The 16,545-nt window shown below is 73.1% G+C and carries 16 protein-coding genes; 8 read left to right on the top strand and 8 right to left on the bottom strand.

The features are described 5' to 3' along the window. The 5 genes from ACSNOH_RS06880 to ACSNOH_RS06860 all read left to right on the top strand — a co-directional run. The coding region (locus ACSNOH_RS06880) for an SIR2 family NAD-dependent protein deacylase (RefSeq protein WP_436720292.1) at positions 1 to 578 on the top strand (578 nt) is incomplete at its 5' end. 85 nt (positions 579 to 663) lie between these two features. Next, a complete protein-coding gene (locus ACSNOH_RS06875) occupies positions 664 to 966 on the top strand; it encodes a hypothetical protein (RefSeq protein ID WP_436720291.1) in 303 nt (100 codons plus the stop codon). Then, entirely contained in the window at positions 963 to 1,565 is a 603-nt protein-coding gene (locus tag ACSNOH_RS06870) for a hypothetical protein (RefSeq protein ID WP_436720290.1), read from the top strand. Before ACSNOH_RS06875 ends, ACSNOH_RS06870 begins: the two co-directional genes overlap by 4 nt. 65 nt (positions 1,566 to 1,630) lie before the next feature. Next, the gene (locus tag ACSNOH_RS06865; RefSeq protein ID WP_436720297.1) at positions 1,631 to 1,882 is read left to right on the top strand and encodes a hypothetical protein; all 252 of its coding nucleotides are present in this window, start codon (positions 1,631 to 1,633) and stop codon (positions 1,880 to 1,882) included. 2 nt (positions 1,883 to 1,884) lie between these two features. Then, a complete protein-coding gene (locus ACSNOH_RS06860) occupies positions 1,885 to 2,475 on the top strand; it encodes a Clp protease N-terminal domain-containing protein (protein WP_436720289.1) in 591 nt (196 codons plus the stop codon). Between the two features lie 88 nt (positions 2,476 to 2,563). On the opposite strand, the gene ACSNOH_RS06855 is transcribed toward ACSNOH_RS06860, so the two are convergent. The 3 genes from ACSNOH_RS06855 to ACSNOH_RS06845 form a co-directional block, all read right to left on the bottom strand. Further along, positions 2,564 to 3,970 (bottom strand): phytoene desaturase family protein, encoded by a 1,407-nt coding sequence (locus ACSNOH_RS06855; RefSeq protein ID WP_436720296.1) that lies wholly within the window; start codon positions 3,968 to 3,970, stop codon positions 2,564 to 2,566. A 37-nt stretch (positions 3,971 to 4,007) separates the two neighbouring features. Beyond that, positions 4,008 to 4,835, bottom strand: coding sequence for an inositol monophosphatase family protein (locus ACSNOH_RS06850; protein WP_436720288.1), 828 nt, complete (start codon positions 4,833 to 4,835; stop codon positions 4,008 to 4,010). A 334-nt stretch (positions 4,836 to 5,169) separates the two neighbouring features. Next, positions 5,170 to 6,954, bottom strand: coding sequence for a gamma-glutamyltransferase family protein (locus tag ACSNOH_RS06845; protein ID WP_436720287.1), 1,785 nt, complete (start codon positions 6,952 to 6,954; stop codon positions 5,170 to 5,172). Between the two features lie 506 nt (positions 6,955 to 7,460). On the opposite strand from ACSNOH_RS06845, the gene ACSNOH_RS06840 reads away from it, so the two are divergent. Next, entirely contained in the window at positions 7,461 to 8,276 is an 816-nt protein-coding gene (locus ACSNOH_RS06840) for an SDR family NAD(P)-dependent oxidoreductase (protein WP_436720286.1), read from the top strand. A gap of 30 nt (positions 8,277 to 8,306) precedes the next feature. Here ACSNOH_RS06840 and ACSNOH_RS06835 read toward each other — a convergent pair whose 3' ends face one another. After that, positions 8,307 to 9,443: a serine hydrolase domain-containing protein gene (locus tag ACSNOH_RS06835; RefSeq protein WP_436720285.1), complete on the bottom strand. Its 1,137-nt coding sequence runs from the start codon at positions 9,441 to 9,443 to the stop codon at positions 8,307 to 8,309. Positions 9,444 to 9,755: 312 nt separating this feature from the next. On the opposite strand from ACSNOH_RS06835, the gene ACSNOH_RS06830 reads away from it, so the two are divergent. After that, positions 9,756 to 10,478, top strand: coding sequence for a helix-turn-helix domain-containing protein (locus ACSNOH_RS06830; RefSeq protein ID WP_436720284.1), 723 nt, complete (start codon positions 9,756 to 9,758; stop codon positions 10,476 to 10,478). Positions 10,479 to 10,563: 85 nt separating this feature from the next. Next, positions 10,564 to 11,619, top strand: coding sequence for a lipoate--protein ligase family protein (locus ACSNOH_RS06825; protein ID WP_436720283.1), 1,056 nt, complete (start codon positions 10,564 to 10,566; stop codon positions 11,617 to 11,619). An 80-nt stretch (positions 11,620 to 11,699) separates the two neighbouring features. On the opposite strand, the gene ACSNOH_RS06820 is transcribed toward ACSNOH_RS06825, so the two are convergent. The 4 genes from ACSNOH_RS06820 to ACSNOH_RS06805 form a co-directional block, all read right to left on the bottom strand. Beyond that, positions 11,700 to 12,698, bottom strand: a complete 999-nt coding sequence (locus tag ACSNOH_RS06820; RefSeq protein ID WP_436720282.1) for a TIGR03842 family LLM class F420-dependent oxidoreductase — start codon at positions 12,696 to 12,698, stop codon at positions 11,700 to 11,702. A gap of 90 nt (positions 12,699 to 12,788) precedes the next feature. Further along, positions 12,789 to 14,189, bottom strand: coding sequence for a dihydropyrimidinase (gene hydA / locus ACSNOH_RS06815; RefSeq protein ID WP_436720281.1), 1,401 nt, complete (start codon positions 14,187 to 14,189; stop codon positions 12,789 to 12,791). Then, positions 14,186 to 15,526: an aspartate aminotransferase family protein gene (locus ACSNOH_RS06810; RefSeq protein ID WP_436720280.1), complete on the bottom strand. Its 1,341-nt coding sequence runs from the start codon at positions 15,524 to 15,526 to the stop codon at positions 14,186 to 14,188. The genes hydA and ACSNOH_RS06810 overlap by 4 nt, the downstream gene beginning before the upstream one ends. Further along, positions 15,523 to 16,365: a nitrilase-related carbon-nitrogen hydrolase gene (locus ACSNOH_RS06805; protein WP_436720295.1), complete on the bottom strand. Its 843-nt coding sequence runs from the start codon at positions 16,363 to 16,365 to the stop codon at positions 15,523 to 15,525. The genes ACSNOH_RS06810 and ACSNOH_RS06805 overlap by 4 nt, the downstream gene beginning before the upstream one ends. Between the last annotated feature and the right edge of the window lie 180 nt (positions 16,366 to 16,545).

The following is a 16,545-nucleotide window of genomic DNA, read 5'->3' as shown; positions in this document are numbered from 1 at the left end:
TCCGGCGCCGCTCCTGGCAGATGCGGCGCGACGGCCCCGCCCTGCGAGCCCGGCCGAACGCCGCCCACGAAGCCGTGGCACGGCTGGAGAAGGCGGGCGTCCCCGTACGCGTCATCACCCAGAACGTCGACGGCCTGCACCCGCTGGCGGGAATGCCGGAGCGGAAGGTCCTCGAACTCCACGGCACGGCGCGGGCGGTGCAGTGCACGCACTGCAAGGCGCGCTCCAGCATGGAGGCGGCACTGGAGCGCGTGGCAGCGGGCGATCCGGACCCGGCGTGCGAGTCGTGCGGCGGCATCCTGAAGTCGGCCACGGTGATGTTCGGCGAGGGCCTGGATCCGGTGGTGCTCGGTGAGGCCGTGGCCGTGACCAAGGCGTGCGACGTGTTCATCGCGGTCGGCACGAGCCTCCAGGTGCACCCCGCCGCGCAGTTGGCGGGACTGGCGGCCGACCACGGCGCACGGCTGGTCATCGTCAACGCGGAGCCGACGCCGTACGACGACCGGGCCGACGAGCTGGTGCGCGAGCCGATCGGGACGGCGCTTCCGGCACTGCTGGAGCGGATCACCGCGGGGTGAACGGGCGGCTGCCGGCCCCGGCGACCCGAAACAAGGTGTCAATGAAAAATTGACAAAGGTCGCGCGTCAAGGAAAGGTTGACGCCATGATCGATTCGCCGCGGCCGGCAGCCGCCCCGCAGTCCACCCCCGCCTTCGCCGCCCTCGGGCCGCTGCTCGGCGCCATCGCCCTGATCACGCTCGCCCTCTCGCTCGCCGACGACCTCGGCACCCCGGCCTTCCTCGCCCTCATCGGCGCCGAGCTCCTCCTCATCGCAGGCATGGGCGCCCTCTTCGGGACGCTGCAGAAGCAGAGCACCACCGCCACCCCCGCGGGCACCGCAGAGCGCCTGCGCGACGAGGCGGCCCTCGACGCCCTGGAGCCCCTGCGCGGGAGTGAGCAGCGATGAGCGACGCCCCGCAGCTCAGCCCGGAAGAAGAAGCCCGCATCCGTGAGGGCATCGCGAGTGCCGTGCTCGGCGCATCCGAGGGGCTCGCCGCGTCCCTGGAGCACGACCCGGAGGGCTATCTGCGCCTGGTGGCCGCCACCCGGACCGGCGCCGAGGAGACGAGCCGCCTGCTGCGCGAGGCCGTGCAAGGAGCGCGGGCCGCGGGCCACAGCTGGGACGTCATCGGCCGCCTGCTGGGCGTGAGCCGGCAGGCCGCGCAGCAGCGCTTCGCACCCAAGGGCACCACGGTCCCCGAGGGCTCCCCCGAGCGCCGGGTCCTGACGCCGCTGACCGCGTTCAACGAGATGGCGGCCCTCGCCGAGGCGGGCCTGGAGGGCTGGGAGCTGGTCGAGTTCGGCCCGCTGTACCACGCGGTGGTGGCGTCCGGCCGGCAGTGGGAGTACCGCCGCGTCCCGTTCGCGGTCGCCGGCCGCCGGCGGCGTATGGAGGCGGACGGGTGGACGGAGGTCGGCACGGGCTCCTTCCCGTGGAGCTACTACAAGCGCCCACTCACGGACGCCCCGGCGAAGGACGACCACGCCCCGGCGCAAGGCGCCTGACCGTAACCCACCCCCTCCCGTCAACCATGGTTGACACATCCCGCTTGTCATCCTAAGTTGACAGCATGGCCGGAACGGATGCGCGGGAAGCGAAGGAAACGAACGAAGCGAAGGACGCGGTCGGCACGACCGAGGCCGCCATGGACAGCGATCCCCACGTGGGACTGCACGCCGTCGCCGCACTGCGGCGCCTCGTCGAGCGCCTGGAGGCGCTCCAGGTCGACAGCGCGCGCCGGCAGGGCTGGTCCTGGGAGGAGATCGGGGCCGCGCTCGGAGTCAGCAGGCAGGCCGTACACAAGAAGCACGCCAGGAGGTAAGCATGTTCGAACGGTTCACCCGTGATGCGCGTGTCGCCGTCATCCAGGCGCAGGAGGAGGCCCGCGCGCTGGGCCACGCATGGATCGGCAGCGAGCACCTGCTCCTCGGCGTGCTCGGCGGCGCCGACACCGCCGTGGTCGCCACGCTGGCCCGGTTCGGGGTCACGCCGGAAGCGTGCCGGAGCGCTTTGGTGCCCACCGGCCACCTCGGCACGGGCGATGCGGAAGCGCTGCGCGCGTTCGGCATCGACCTGGAGGCCGTACGGGCGCGGGCGGAGGACGCGTTCGGGCCGGGGGCCCTCGACCGGCCCGGTCCGCCCGAGGAGCGGCGGCGGCTCCTGCCCTTCGGCCGGCGCCGGGACGAACCCGCCCGGAAGGGCCACATCCCTTTCACGCGCCGCGCGAAGAAGGCCCTGGAACGCTCCTTGCGCGAGGCGCTCGCCCGCAAGGAGCGCCACATCGGTCCGGAGCACGTCGTCCTGGGCATCCTCGACCCGGACGACAGGGTGACGGACGGCATGCTGCGCAAGCTGGGGACCGACACCGCCACCGTACGGAACGGGATCCTCCAGGATCTGCCCCGGGCGGCCTGAGCCGCTCCGGCAGCGTGAGCGGCCCGGGCTCCGCCGAGCCCGGCCGAGTTGCCTGATACTGCCCGAACTCGCCCGCGCGGCCCGCCCCCTACCGCTTGCGCAGCCTCCGCCACACCGCCTTCGCCGCGTGGTGCCCGCACATGCCGTGGACGCCCGGCCCCGGCGGCGTGGCCGAGGAGCACAGGAAGACGGCGGGGTGAGCCGTCGCGTACGGCACGCGGGCGAGCTTGGGGCGGATGATCAGGCGCAGGCCGGCCACGGAGCCGACGGCGAAGTCGCCGCCCACGTAGTTGGCGTTGCGGGCGGCCAGTTGCGGCGGCCCGGCGGTGGCACGGGCCAGGACCAGGTCCCGGAAGCCGGGCGCGAACCGCTCGATCTGCCGCTCGATCACCTCCGTGGCATCACCCTCCCAGCCGCTCGGCACGTGCCCGTACACCCAGAACGTGTGCTTGCCCTCGGGCGCGCGGGTGGGGTCGAAGAGGCTGGGCTGGGCGGTGATGAGGAAGGGCACGGAGGGGTCGCGGCCGTACAGCGCGGCGTCCAGGGCCGCGTCGATCTCGCCGTACGTGGGGCCGATATGGACCGTCCCGGCGCGGCGCGCGGCCTCCGCCCTCCACGGCACGGGCCCCGACAGCGCGTAGTCGATCTTGAAGACGCTGGGCCCGTACCGGTAGCCGTGGTAGGCGTTGCCGAGGCCGGCGATCCGGGCGAGGGCGGTGGGCGAGGTGTCGAAGACGTAGGCGCGGGCGGGCGGCAGGTCGTCCAGCCGCTTGACCTCGAAGCCGGTGTGCACGGTGCCGCCGTGCACGCGCAGGTACGAGGCGAGGGCGTCGGCGATGGACTGGGAGCCTCCGCGCGGCACCGGCCAGCCGCCCGCGTGCGCGGCCAGCGCGAAGACCAGGGCCATGCCGCCCGTGCCGATGCCGGTGAGCGGCGAGATGCCGTGCGCGGCCAGCCCGGCGAGCAGGGCCTGCGCCTTCTCGTCCCGGAAGCGGCGGGTGAGCAGGGCCGCGGGCTGGGCGCCCACCAGGCCGAAGCGGGCGTAGAGGAGGGGGTCGCGCGGCAGCCCGTCCCACTGGGTGCGCAGGAAGTCGGCCGCGACCGTGCCCCACTTGCCGCGGAAGGGCGCGACGAGGCGGCGGTACGTCCCGGCGTCGTGCGGGCCGAGGGAGTGCGCCGTCTCCCCGACGCTGTGGGAGAGGACCGCGGCCGTGCCGTCGGGGAAGGGGTGCGCCATGGGCAGCTCGGGGTGGACCCACTCCAGGCCGTGCCGGTCGAGCGGCATCGCGGCGAAGGCCGGGGAGCCCGCGCCGAGCGGGTGCACGGCGGAGCACGGGTCGTGCCGGAAGCCGGGGAGGGTGAGCTCCTCGGTCCGGGCGCCGCCGCCGATGGCGCCGGCGGCCTCGAAGACCTCCACCGACAGGCCGCGGCGGGCCAGCTCCACGGCGGCGGTGAGCCCGTTGGGCCCGGCACCTACGACGACAGCGTCGAGCATGGTCGGCACGCGGACGCCACTCCCCTCGTCCTCGGGATCAGCCGGCGGACGCCAGCAGCCCCAGGATATGACGGAGCGTCGCCTCGTCCCGCGCGGCGGCGAAGGGCAGCGCGTTGCCCCCGGCTATGCGGAACGGCTCGCCGGCGAGGGTCCCGCTCGCGCCGCCCGCCTCGGCGACGAGGAGCAGGCCCGCGGCGTGGTCCCAGGCGTTCTCCCAGCTGAAGGCCAGGCCGTCGATGCTGCCCCGGGCCACGTTCAGATACTCCAGGCCGGCGGAGCCGCAGGGGCGCGGCGCGAGGCCCGGGACGGCGAGCGCCGCGAGGACGCGCTTCTGCTCGTCGTCGGTGAAGTCGTAGTGGGAGATCGCCACTTCGAGGACCTTGCCGGGGGCGGGCGAGCCGGCCTTCAGCGGCTCGCCGTTGAGCACGGCCCCGCCGCCGCGGCGGGCGACCGCCATCAGGTCGAGCGCGGGCGCGTACGTCCAGGAGGCGAGGAGCTCGCCGTGGTGGGCGAGGCAGACGAGGGTCGCGAAGCCGGGGTCGCCGTGCACGAACTGGCGGGTGCCGTCGACGGGGTCGACGACCCACACGGGCGCGTCACCGCCGAGCGCGGAGAGCAGGCCCGGGTCCGCGTGCACGGCCTCCTCGCCTACGACGACCGAACCGGGCAGGAGGGCGGTGAGCGACGCCGTGAGGTGCGCCTCCGCTCGCCGGTCGGCGACGGTGACGAGGTCGTGCGGACCGTTCTTCTCGACGATCTCGTCCGCGGCGAGCTGCCGGAAGCGCGGCACGATCTCGGCGGCGGCCGCCTTGCGGACCGCCTCCTCGACGTCGGTCAGGTCACCTGCGAGAAAGTCTTCGAGCATGCGTCCATCGAACCATGCCCCACCGACAACCGGTGGCGGCCCGGTGTCCGCCGGGCGCCCCACCGGTGAACGGGGGCCGCCGGACCAGCTGGCTGACCGCCCGACCGACCGCCTGACCGGCCGCCGGGCCGCCGGGCCGCGCCTGGCAGATCGGCCGACGGACCGGCTGACCAGCTGACCGGCGACCTGCCTGACTGCTTGGCGGACCGGCCGGCTGACCACCAGGCTGCCATCCTGGCCGCCTGGCCGCCTGGCCGCCTGGCCGCCTGGCCGCCTGGCCGCCTGCCTGGCCACCAGGCTGACCAGTCGGCCGCCCGGCCTCCCCGCCGCCCGTTCAGCGTCCCACCGCGTACCCCTGCATCCCGCGTGGGTTGGCGGCCGCCGACAGCACGCCCGTGCGCGGGTCGCGGGCCACCGCGCACAGCCGTCCCTCCGACCACGCCGGCCCCACCGTCACCCGGTGGCCCCGCCGCCGCAGCTCCCCGATCGCGCGGTCGCCGAGGCGCCTCTCGGCGACGACCGCGCCGGGTGCCATGGCGCGCGGGTGGAAGGAGCCGGGGAAGGACTCGTGGTGCCAGTTGGGGGCGTCGATCGCGCCCTGCAGGTCGAGGCCGCCGCGCACGGGCGGGCGCAGGGCGACGGCGAGGAAGAAGTGCAGCTGCCACTGGTCCTGCTGGTCACCGCCGGGCGTGCCGAAGGCGAGGACGGGCTCGCCTTCGCGCAGGGCGAGGGACGGCGTCAGGGTGGTGCGCGGCCGGCGCCCGGGGGTCAGCGAGTTGGGGAGCCCGGGTTCGAGCCAGGCCATCTGCAGCCGGGTGCCGAGGGGGAAGCCGAGCTCGGGCACGACGGGGTTGGACTGCAGCCAGCCGCCGCTGGGCGTCGCCGAGATCATGTTGCCCCAGCGGTCGACGACGTCGAGGTGGCAGGTGTCGCCGCGGGTCGCGCCGCTGACCGTGACGGTCGGCTCGCCCGCGCCCGCCGCCACCGCCGGAGCGGTGCGCTCCGCGGCGGCGACGGCGTGCCGCGCCAGCCGCGGGGCCCGTCCGCCGGGGCTGCCGGGGCGCAGCTCGTACGAGGCGAGGTCGCCGATCAGGGCGCGGCGGGCGGCGTTGTAGCCGTCGGAGAGGAGGTCCTTCAGCGGGACGTCGGCGGCGTCGCCGTACCAGGCCTCGCGGTCGGCCATCGCGAGCTTGCTGCCCTCGATGAGGGTGTGGACGTACTCGGGGCTGCCGTAGTCCGGCACCCCGTCGAGCAGGGCGAGCTGCTGCAGCAGGACGGGGCCCTGCGACCAGGGCCCGGGCTTGCAGACGGTCCAGCCGTTCCAGTCGTGGCGGACCGGCTCCTCGTACGCGGCCCGGAAGCCGGCGAGGTCGTCGCCGGTGAGGGGCGCGGTGTGGCGTTCGCCGGAGGTGTCCAGGGTCGGGCGGGCCGCGGCGGCGACGAGGGCCTCGGCGACGAAGCCCTCGCGCCACACGCGGCGGGCCGCGTCGATGCGCTGCTCGCGGGTGCCGCCGGCGGCCTCGGCCTCGGCGATCAGGCGGCGCCAGGTGGCGGCGAGCGCGGGGTTGCGCAGGAGCGTGCCGGGGGCCGGCGGCCGGCCGCCGGGCAGGTAGACCTCGGCCGAGGTCGTCCACTCGGTCTCGAAGATCCGCCGGACGGTGGCCACGGTCCGGCCGATGGCCTCGACGGGGGCATGGCCGTGCTCGGCGTAGCCGATGGCGTACGACAGGACGTCGGCGAGCGGCTTGGTGCCGTGGTCGCGCAGGAGCAGCATCCAGGCGTCGAAGGCGCCCGGGACGGCGGCCGCGAGGGGGCCGGTGCCGGGGACGAGGTCGAGGCCGAGTGAGGTGTAGTGCGCGATGGTCGCGCCGCCGGGCGCCGGCCCCTGCCCGGCGAGGACCTGCACCGGCCCGCCGGCCGGCGCGAACACCGCCGGCACCTCCCCGGCCGGCCCGTTCATGTGCGGCTCGACGACATGGAGTACGAAGCCCGCCGCGACCGCCGCGTCGAAGGCGTTGCCTCCGCTCTCCAGGACGGCCATGGCGGACTGCGACGCGAGCCAGTGGGTGGACGACACCATGCCGAAGGTGCCCTGCAGGGTGGGCCGGGTGGTGAACATGGCGTCTATGACGTCAGACCCGGCCCCCGTTGCGCAAGGGCTCACGGATGCGCCGCGGGGGCGGGACGGCGACCCGCGGGACGGCTGGGAAGCCCGGGGAGCGCGCACGTCAGAGCGGCGTCAGGGATGCCGCGTACCGCTTGTGCGGGGGCGGGGGGCTCTCTTGAATGGTGCTCGTGAACAGCCACCTGCGCCACGACGACCGGCCGCCTCATACGGCGCTGCCCGGCTCCTCGCGCTGTTCGCACACGGTGCGTTGTTCCCGCACGGTGCGCTGAGCGCACGCGGTGTGCTGAGCGCACCGGCTGTTCACTGACACCCCGGCTGCCCGCCTTCGGACGACAGCCGGCAGCCGGCAGCCGGCAGCCGGCAGCACCGCGGCATACAGCGCACTCCGGCTTTCGCCGGCACCCGCGCCTCCCTGCCGCTGATGCCCTTTCATGCTCGCACGGCAGCCCCGCCCTACGGGGTGCGCTGCCGCTCTGTCCTTCCCGGAGTGGATTCCCATGTCTTTCGCTGTCTCGCCTGCCCCCAGGACCGTTCTGGTCACCGGTGCCACGTCCGGTATCGGCTGGGAGACCGCCCGGCTGCTCGCCGCGCGGGGCGACACGGTCATCGTCCACGCCCCCGACCAGGCGTCCGGCGACGACGCCGTCACCCGCCTGGCCGCGGCCGGCGCCGACATCCTGCGGCTGCGCCTGGTCGTCGCCGACTTCTCCCGCCTGGACGAGGTACGGGCCATGGCCGCGCGCGTCGCCGAAGAGCACCCCGTCCTCGACGTCCTGGTCAACAACGCCGCCGTCGCCGCGCCCGAGCGGCGCACCGTGACCGCCGACGGCAACGAACTCTCCCTCCAGGTCAACTTCCTCGCCGCCTACCTCCTCACCCACGAGCTCGCCGGCCCCCTCACCGCCCGGCCCGGCAGCCGCGTCGTCAACGTCTCGTCCTCCATGCACCGCACCGCGTCCATCGCCTGGAACGACCCCCACCGCACCAAGCGCTACTCCCGCCTCGCCGCCTACGCCCAGTCCCAGCTCGCACTGACCGTCTTCGCCCGCGAGCAGGCGCCCTGGACTTCGGTCAGCGTGCACCCGGGCGTGTGCGACACCGGTCTGCTGCCGCTGTACGCCCACGAGGGCGACTCCGCCCTCCAGGGCGCCGAATGCGTCGTACGGCTCTGCGACCCCGCCACCGAACTCGTCCCCGGCGCCTACTACGACCGCAGGGCCCTGTCGCCGGCCGCCCCCGTCGCCATGGAAGACCGCACGGTGCGCCGCCTGTGCAAGCTCGCCGAGCAGCTGGTCGCCGCCAAGGCCGCCTGAGCCTGACGACGGGTCAGGTGGCTGCCCGGGCTACTGCGCGGCCCGCCCGCCGCAGAACACCGCCTTGATGAGCCCGTCCAGCGCCTTCGGGAACTCCTGTGCCGGGTCGGCGGCGGAGTCCCCGGTGGTCACCCCGGCGGTCAGGGTCTTGCGGCCGTCGGGGGTGCTGATCATCAGCGCCCCGAAGCCGCCCGGGGCGCCGCCGTTGTGGTGGACGATGGTGCCGTGGTCCGGGCCCAGGTCCTGTACGAACAGCCCGAGGCCGTAGCCGAGCACCCCGTGCGGCTTGCGCATCTCGTCCAGCAGCGGGGCCGGGAGGAGCTTGCCGCCCAGCAGTGCGGAGAAGAAGGTGTGGAGGTCCCGGGTGGTGGAGATCATGTCTCCGGCGCCGACCAGCAGGGAGAGGTTCTGGCGGGTGACGTCGGCGACCTTCCACTCCTCGGCGTCCTGGTAGCGGTAGTAGCCGTGGGCGTGCGGCTCGGGGAGCTCCGGGCAGGCGCCGGGCACCGCGGTGCCGCGCAGCCCGAGCGGCTCCAGGATCCGCCGCCGCATCTCCTCGGCGTACGAGCGGCCGCTGATCTTCTCGATCAGCAGCACGGCCACCGTGTAGTTGGTGTTGGAGTAGCTCTGGCCGGTCCCCGGCTCGAACCGCGCCGGCTTGGAGAGCGCGAACCGCACCAGTTCCTCCGGCCGGTAGCTGTGGAACCGGTTGTCCACCCACGCCTTGCCGACCGACGGGAGCCCCGGCACGAACGTCCCGTCGGGGCCGAGCTCGCCGGTGTAGCTGTACAGCCCGCTGGTGTGCTGCAGCAGCATCCGCACGGTGATCCGCTCGTCCAGGCCGAGCTCGGGCAGGTGGTCGGCCACCGGGGTGTCCAGCCCCGTCCCGCCCTCGGCCACCAGCTGCAGGACCAGGGTCGCGACGAAGGTCTTGGTGGTGCTGCCCACCCAGAACCGTCCGTCCGCCGGCGGCTCCTCGGTCCCGCCCAGCTCGCGCACCCCGGCAGTGCCGGCCCACGCGCGCCGCTCGTCATGCACCCGCATCTGCACTCCGGCGAACCCGGCGTCGATGAAGGCCTGGAGGGCCTCCTGGAGGTCCGGGCGGTCCTGCCCGGCAGCGGCCTGCGACAGGGTGCGCTCGTCCTGGTCGGTGGAGGTGACGGACATGGTGGTGCCCTCCTTCGAACCCGCCGGCGGCGGGAGTCGGCATGGAAGAACCCGGCCGGCCCTTGCGCCAGCGTTCGGGAATTAGTGAATGCTGGCGACGCTACATTGCGTTCAGATTTTCATCAACGCTGAAGAAGGCGCATCTCCCCAGAGATAGAAGGGCACAAGGCCCCGCCTTTGCAATGACAGTGACGCTTAACGCAATGAGCAATCCCGACCCCCTTTGCAATGAGGTGCGGGTGAATGCATACTGTCGGCGAGGGGTGCGGGCGCCGGGCTCCGCGCATGCCGGCAGAGGGGAGACGGGTACCGATGCCCGGAGGAAGACTCACCGACGAGGACCGCCGGCAGATCGCCGCGGGGCTGGCCGAGGGGCTGGGGTACGCCGAGATCGGCCGGCGTCTGGGGCGGCCCGCCTCGACCGTCATGCGGGAGGTCACCCGCAACGGCGGGCCCGGCGGCTACGGAGCGGACCGGGCGCAAGAGGCCACCCGCCACCGTGCGCGCCGGCGCAAGCAGGCCGGGCCTGCGGCGGCGCCGGTCCCCGACAGCGGTCACGGGCGGGACCCCCGAGCGGTCCAGGAGCTCACGGAGTCCTGGAGCGCCGTTCTGGTCCGGCAGGGCATGCCCCGGGTGGCGGCCGGGGTGCTGGCCTGCCTGTACGTCACCGACTCCGGCGCCCTCACCGCCGCCGACCTGGTCCAGCGGCTCCGCGTCAGCCCGGCGTCGGTCTCGAACGCCGTCGCCTTCCTCGAACAGCAGGGACTGCTCCTGCGGGAGAGAACTCCCGGCGAGCGCCGGGAACGCTACGTCATCGACGACGGGATCTGGGCCCGGACCCTGCTGGTCACCACGCAGATGAACGACGTCCTGGTAGCCGAAGCGAAGCGTGCGGTCGAAATCCTCGGGGACGCGACCCCGGCGGGCGCCCGCTTCGAGTCCGCCGCCGGACTCCTGCTCCTGGTGAACGAGTCCCTCCGGCAGGGCATCGAGGAGTGGCGCCGGCGCCTGGCCGGACACTCCGGCGGCGAGTGAGCGGAAGCCGGGCCGTCGGCTGCACGTACGGTGACTGTACCGGCCTCTGGGATCGGCTCAGAGGCACGTTTCGGGAGGGTGCGCAGTGCACGGGGAGTACAAGGTGCCGGGCGGCAAGCTGGTCGTCGTGGACCTGGACGTGGTGGACGGAGCGCTTCGCGACGTGCGGGTGGCGGGGGACTTCTTCCTCGAACCCGACGAAGCACTGTTCGACATCAACCGGGCCCTCGAAGGGGCCAACGCCGACCTGCCGGCCCAAGAGCTCGCCGGCCGCATCGACGCGGCGCTGCCCGAGGGCACGGTCATGTTCGGCCTCACCTCCGAGGCCGTGGGCGTCGCCGTACGCCGCGCCCTGGCGAACGCCACCGACTGGCACGACTACGACTGGCAGCTGATCCACGCCGGGCCCCAGGCCCCCGCCCTCCACATGGCGCTCGACGAGGTGCTGACCGCCGAGGTGGGCGCCGGGCGGCGGCCACCGACGCTGCGTGTGTGGGAATGGGAATCACCGGCCGTGATCATCGGCAGCTTCCAGTCGCTGCGCAACGAAGTCGACACGGACTCCGCCGAGCGTCACGGCATGACGGTCGTCCGGCGCATCAGTGGTGGCGGGGCGATGTTCGTAGAGCCCCAGAGCACGATCACCTACTCGCTCTACGTGCCGGACTCCCTCGTCCAGGGACTGTCCTTCGCCGACAGCTACGCCTACCTCGACGACTGGGTACTGGCCGCCCTCGGCGACATGGGCATCAAAGCCTGGTACCAGCCGCTGAACGACATCGCCACCGACGCCGGCAAGATCGCCGGTGCCGCGCAGAAGCGCATGGTCGGCCGGAACGGCGCGGTGCTGCACCACGTCACGATGGCCTACGACATCGACGCCGACAAGATGCTCGACGTCCTCCGCATCGGCCGCGAGAAGCTCTCCGACAAGGGCACGAAGAGCGCCAAGAAGCGCGTCGACCCGCTGCGCCGCCAGACGGGCCTTCCCCGGGCCGACGTGATCACCAAGATGGTCGAAACCTTCCACAGCCGCTACGGCCTGACGGAAGGCACGATCACCCCCGAAGAGCGCGCCCGAGCGGAAGAACTGGCGGCGACGAAGTTCTCGTCGCAGGAGTGGACGGCCCGGGTGCCGTAGCCTCTGCCGGGCCGGTGGGCCGTCGGGCCGGGAGGCACGGCGGCCGGACGCCCGGACGGCCGAACGGCCGAACAGCCGGGTCAGCTGAACGCCGGGATGATCTCCTCTCCGTACGCGTCGATCGTCGTCTCCTTCGCGTCGTGCATCGCGTAGACCGCGAACTGGTCCACGCCCAGTTCCCGCAGGTGCTCCAGGCGCTCGCGGTGGGCGGAGGCGGGGCCCAGGAGGCAGAAGCGGTCGACGATGTCGTCGGGGACGAAGTCCGTGGAGGGGTTTCCCGCGCGGCCGTGGTGGCTGTAGTCGTAGCCCTGGCGCTGCTTGATGTAGGTGGTGAGGGATTCGGGGACGGCGGTGGAGTGCTCGCCGTAGCGGCTGACGAGGTCGGCGACGTGGTTGCCGACCATGCCGCCGAACCAGCGGCACTGCTCGCGGGCGTGGGCGAGGTCGTCGCCGACGTAGGCGGGGGCGGCGACGCAGATGGTGACCGCGGACGGGTCGCGGCCCGCCGCGGCGGCCGCCTCCCGCACGTGCTTGATCATCCATTCGGTGAGGAACGGGTCGGCGAGCTGGAGGATGAAGCCGTCGGCCTCCTGGCCGGCGAGGGCGAGGGCCTTGGGGCCGTAGGCGGCCATCCAGACCGGGAGCTTGCCGTCGCGGATCCAGGGGATGCGCAGGGCCGTGCCGCCGACGTCGGCCTCGCGGCCCTCGGCGAGGTCACGGATGACGCGGATGGACTCGCGCAGCAGGGCGAGGGTGTTGGGCTTGCGGCCCGCCACCCGCATCGCGGAGTCGCCGCGCCCGATGCCGCAGACCGTGCGGTTGCCGTACATGTCGTTGAGGGTGGCGAAGGTGGATGCCGTGACTTCGGGGGTGCGGGTGGAGGGGTTGGTGACCATCGGGCCCACGACGAGCCGCTCGGTGTGCTCCAGGATGCGGCTGTAGATGACGAACGGCTCCTGCCACAGCACGGCGGAGTCGAACGTCCAGCCGTAGCGGAAGCCGGAGCGCTCGGCACGGCGCATCAGGTCGACGACGGCGGAGGCGGGCGGGTCTGTCTGCAGGACTAGGCCGAAGTCCACGGTTGTGCTCCTTACGTACGTCATGCGTGGCGCGTAATTACGTCGGATGCATCGGACAGGTCGGGTCGGGTACGGCGGGCGTGCCGGCTACTACGTCACGTACTGGCAGGTCGTGCGGGGGATGTAGCGGCCGTGCCCGGCCCGGCCGGTGAACGTGCGCCGGTCGATGACCACTTCGCCGCGGGAGAGGACGGTCTCCACGCGGCCCGCGACGCGCTTGCCCTCGTAGGCGGAGTAGTCGACGTTCATGTGGTGGGTGGCGGCGGAGAGGGTCTGCTCGGCGTGCGGGTCGTAGATGACGATGTCGGCGTCGCCGCCGGGGACGATCGTGCCCTTGCGCGGGGCGAGGCCGAACATGCGGGCGGGGGCGGCGCAGGCGAGCTCGATCCAGCGGCGGCGGGTGATGTGCCCGTCGACCACGGCCTGATGGAGGAGATCCATCCGGTTCTCCACGCCGGGCAGGCCGTTGGGGATCTTCGAGAAGTCGCCGCGGCCGAGCTCCTTCTGGCCGGAGAAGCAGAAGGGGCAGTGGTCGGTGGAGACGACCTGGAGGTCGTCGGTGCGCAGGCCGCGCCAGAGGGCGGCCTGGTGCTCGCGGGGGCGCAGCGGGGTGGAGCAGACGTACTTCGCGCCCTCGAAGCCGGGCTCGGCGAGGTTGTCGGTGGACAGGAAGAGGTACTGGGGGCAGGTCTCGCCGAAGACGGGCAGGCCCTTGTCCCGGGCCTGGGCGAGCTCGGCGACGGCTTCCTCGGCGGAGACGTGCACGACGTACAGCGGGCTGCCGGCGACGCGGGCGAGCTGGATCGCCCGGTGGGTGGCCTCGGCTTCCAGCAGGACCTTGCGGACCTCGCCGTGGTACCGGGGGTCGGTGCGGCCCGCGGCGAGGGCCTGTTCGACGAGGACGTCGATGGCGATGCCGTTCTCGGCGTGCATCATGATCAGGCCGCCGTTGCCCGCGGCCCGCTGCATGGCGCGCAGGATCTGCCCGTCGTCGCTGTAGAAGACGCCGGGGTAGGCCATGAAGAGCTTGAACGAGGTCACGCCCTCCCCCACCAGCAGGTCCATCTCCTTCAGCGAGCCCTCGTTCACGTCGGAGAGGATCATGTGGAAGGCGTAGTCGATCGCGCACCGCCCGGCGGCCTTGGCGTGCCACTGGTCGAGTCCCTCGCGCAGGGCCCGGCCGCGGCTCTGGACGGCGAAGTCGACGACGGTGGTGGTGCCGCCCCAGGCGGCGGCGCGGGTGCCGGTCTCGAAGTCGTCGGAGGAGGCGGTGCCGCCGAAGGGGAGGTCGAAGTGCGTGTGGGCGTCGACGCCGCCGGGGATGACGTACTTCCCGGTGGCGTCCAGGGTGCGGTCGGCGTGCCAGCCCTCGGCGAAGGCGCTGCCGGGGGCGGCGAGGGCCGCGACCTTGCCGTCCTCGACGAGGACGTCGGCATGGGTCTCCTCGGCGGCGGTGATGACGAGGCCGCCGCGGATGGCCGTGGTGGTCATGGCCGTTCCTTTCCGGCGATGGTGTACTGCACCTGCTGCAGGGCGGTTTCGAGGGCGGACGCGCCCTCCTCCGCTTCGACGACGGTCAGGGAGAGCGGCGGGGCGATGCGCAGGACGTTGGCCTCGCGGCCGCCCTTGCCGATCAGGAGGCCTTCCTCCCTGGCCAGTTCGAGGGCGAGGGAGGCGGCTTCCGGCGAGGGCGAGCCGTCGTGCTCGACGAGCTCGATGCCGATCATGAGGCCGCGGCCGCGCACTTCGCGGACGACGGGGAAGCCCGCGGTGATGGCGCGGAGCCGCTCGATGAGCAGGCCGCCGACCCGGCGGGCGTTGCCCTGGAGGTCGTTCTCCAGGAGGTGGGTGAGGTTGGCCAGGCCGGCGGCCATGGTGACGGGGCTGCCGCCGAAGGTGGAGATGGAGTTGGCGTCGAGGCAGTTCATGATCTCGGCGCGGGCGACGACGCCGCCGGCCGACATGCCGTTGCCGATGCCCTTGGCGAAGGTGAGGATGTCGGGCGGGCCGTTCTCGGCGTGCGCCTGCCAGCCCCAGAAGTGGTCGCCGGTGCGGCCCCAGCCGGTCTGCACCTCGTCGGAGATCCAGAGGATGCCGCGCTCGGCGAGGATCCGGCGGAAGGCGGCGTAGAGGCCGTCGGGCGGTGAGGTGAACCCGCCGACGCCCTGGACCGGTTCGGCGATCAGCGCGGCCACGCGGCCGTGGGCCTGCCCGAGCATGTCCTCAAGGTCGGCGGCGCAGGCGGCGATGAACTCCCGGTCGGGCAGGTGGGCGTAGGGGCCCGATCCACGGATCCCGCCGTGCACGTAGAGCGTCTGGAGCGGCGAGAGGCTGGTGGGAGACCAGGCGGAGTTGCCGGTGATGCCCACGGCGGAGAAGGAGCGGCCGTGGTAGCCGTTGCGCATGGCCAGGATCTGGTTGGAGCGGCGGTAGGAGGTGGCCAGCAGGAGGGCGGCGTCATTGGCCTCGGTGCCGGAGGTGGTGAAGAAGACGCGGGCGTCGGGGATGCCGGAGAGGGCGGCGATGCGCTCGGCGAGCTCGACCATGTGCCGGTCGAGGTAGAGGGTGGAGGTGTGCAGGATGAGGCCGGCCTGCTCGGTGACGGCCTTGGTGACCTCGGGCAGGGCGTGGGCGGTCATGGTGGTGAGGATGCCGCCGAAGAAGTCGAGGTAGCGCCGTCCTTGGGCGTCCCAGACGTGGCGGCCCCGGCCGTGGGTGAGCTCCAGCGGCTCGCGGTAGTAGAGGCTGAGCCACTCGGGCATCACGGCGCGGTGCCGGGCGTGCAGGTGGGTGGCCGGGGCGCCGCCGGGGCCGTGGGCGGGGCTCATGGCCGGACCAGCCCGTCGTACGCGTCGGGCCGGCGGTCGCGGTAGAAGGCCCACTGCTGCCGGACCTGGTCGATGAGGCCGAAGTCCAGGTCGCGGACGAGCAGTTCCTCCTTGGTGTCGCTGGCGACGTCGCCCACGAACTGCCCGCGGGGGTCGACGAAGTAGGAGGTGCCGTAGAAGTCGTCGTCGCCGTACTCCTCCTGGCCGACGCGGTTGATGGCGGCGACGAAGTACGCGTTGGCGACGGCGGCGGCGGGCTGCTCCAGCTTCCACAGGTGGGCCGACAGGCCGCGGGAGGTGGCGGAGGGGTTGTAGACGAGCTGGGCGCCGTTGAGGCCGAGCTGCCGCCAGCCCTCGGGGAAGTGGCGGTCGTAGCAGATGTAGACGCCGACCTTGCCGACGGCCGTGTCGAAGACGGGCCAGCCGAGGTTGCCCGGCGCGAAGTAGTACTTCTCCCAGAAGCCCTTGACCTGGGGGATGTGGTGCTTGCGGTACTTGCCGAGATAGCGGCCGTCGGCGTCGACGACGGCCGCGGTGTTGTAGTAGAAGCCGGGGCCCTCGGTCTCGAAGACGGGCACGACGATCACCATGCCCGTCTCGCGGGCCAGGTCCTGCATGCGGCGGACCGTGGGCCCGTCGGGGACGGGCTCGGCCCAGCGGTAGTGCTCGCTCTCCTGGACCTGGCAGAAGTACGGGGCGTTGAAGACCTCTTGGAAGCCGATCACCTGCGCACCCCGGGCAGCGGCCGCGCGGGCGTGCTCCTCGTGCTTGGCGAGCATGGATTCGGTGTCGCCGGTCCAGGTGGCCTGGACCAGAGCGGCGCGGACGACATTGGCCATGAGCTGCTCCTTCACGGGGGCGCCGGCCAGACCGACGGGCCTGGCTGACACGCGTAGATCCACGTGTGGTTGCGACCGTAGGGCGCGGCACGCCGCGCGGCAAGACCGTCGATCGTCCTGTGGATAACTCCGCCTTCCCGGAACGGGACCGAGTAGGGGGAACAACAGGAAAACTTGCAA

Origin of the sequence: Streptomyces sp. URMC 127, assembly GCF_051386535.1 — a bacterium.
GTDB lineage: Bacteria > Actinomycetota > Actinomycetes > Streptomycetales > Streptomycetaceae > Streptomyces.
The sequence above is the reverse complement of the archived record's forward strand: the minus strand, read 5'-3'. Positions and strand labels throughout refer to the sequence as shown.

Excerpts from the sequence above, each read along its gene's own strand:
- ACSNOH_RS06875 (WP_436720291.1), top strand. The coding sequence starts at position 664 with ATGATCGATTCGCCGCGGCCGGCAGCCGCCCCGCAGTCCACCCCCGCC.
- ACSNOH_RS06870 (WP_436720290.1), top strand. The coding sequence starts at position 963 with ATGAGCGACGCCCCGCAGCTCAGCCCGGAAGAAGAAGCCCGCATCCGT.
- ACSNOH_RS06865 (WP_436720297.1), top strand. The coding sequence starts at position 1,631 with ATGGCCGGAACGGATGCGCGGGAAGCGAAGGAAACGAACGAAGCGAAG.
- ACSNOH_RS06860 (WP_436720289.1), top strand. The coding sequence starts at position 1,885 with ATGTTCGAACGGTTCACCCGTGATGCGCGTGTCGCCGTCATCCAGGCG.
- ACSNOH_RS06855 (WP_436720296.1), bottom strand. The coding sequence starts at position 3,970 with ATGCTCGACGCTGTCGTCGTAGGTGCCGGGCCCAACGGGCTCACCGCC.
- ACSNOH_RS06850 (WP_436720288.1), bottom strand. The coding sequence starts at position 4,835 with ATGCTCGAAGACTTTCTCGCAGGTGACCTGACCGACGTCGAGGAGGCG.
- ACSNOH_RS06845 (WP_436720287.1), bottom strand. The coding sequence starts at position 6,954 with ATGTTCACCACCCGGCCCACCCTGCAGGGCACCTTCGGCATGGTGTCG.
- ACSNOH_RS06840 (WP_436720286.1), top strand. The coding sequence starts at position 7,461 with ATGTCTTTCGCTGTCTCGCCTGCCCCCAGGACCGTTCTGGTCACCGGT.
- ACSNOH_RS06835 (WP_436720285.1), bottom strand. The coding sequence starts at position 9,443 with ATGTCCGTCACCTCCACCGACCAGGACGAGCGCACCCTGTCGCAGGCC.
- ACSNOH_RS06830 (WP_436720284.1), top strand. The coding sequence starts at position 9,756 with ATGCCCGGAGGAAGACTCACCGACGAGGACCGCCGGCAGATCGCCGCG.
- hydA (WP_436720281.1), bottom strand. The coding sequence starts at position 14,189 with ATGACCACCACGGCCATCCGCGGCGGCCTCGTCATCACCGCCGCCGAG.
- ACSNOH_RS06810 (WP_436720280.1), bottom strand. The coding sequence starts at position 15,526 with ATGAGCCCCGCCCACGGCCCCGGCGGCGCCCCGGCCACCCACCTGCAC.
- ACSNOH_RS06805 (WP_436720295.1), bottom strand. The coding sequence starts at position 16,365 with ATGGCCAATGTCGTCCGCGCCGCTCTGGTCCAGGCCACCTGGACCGGC.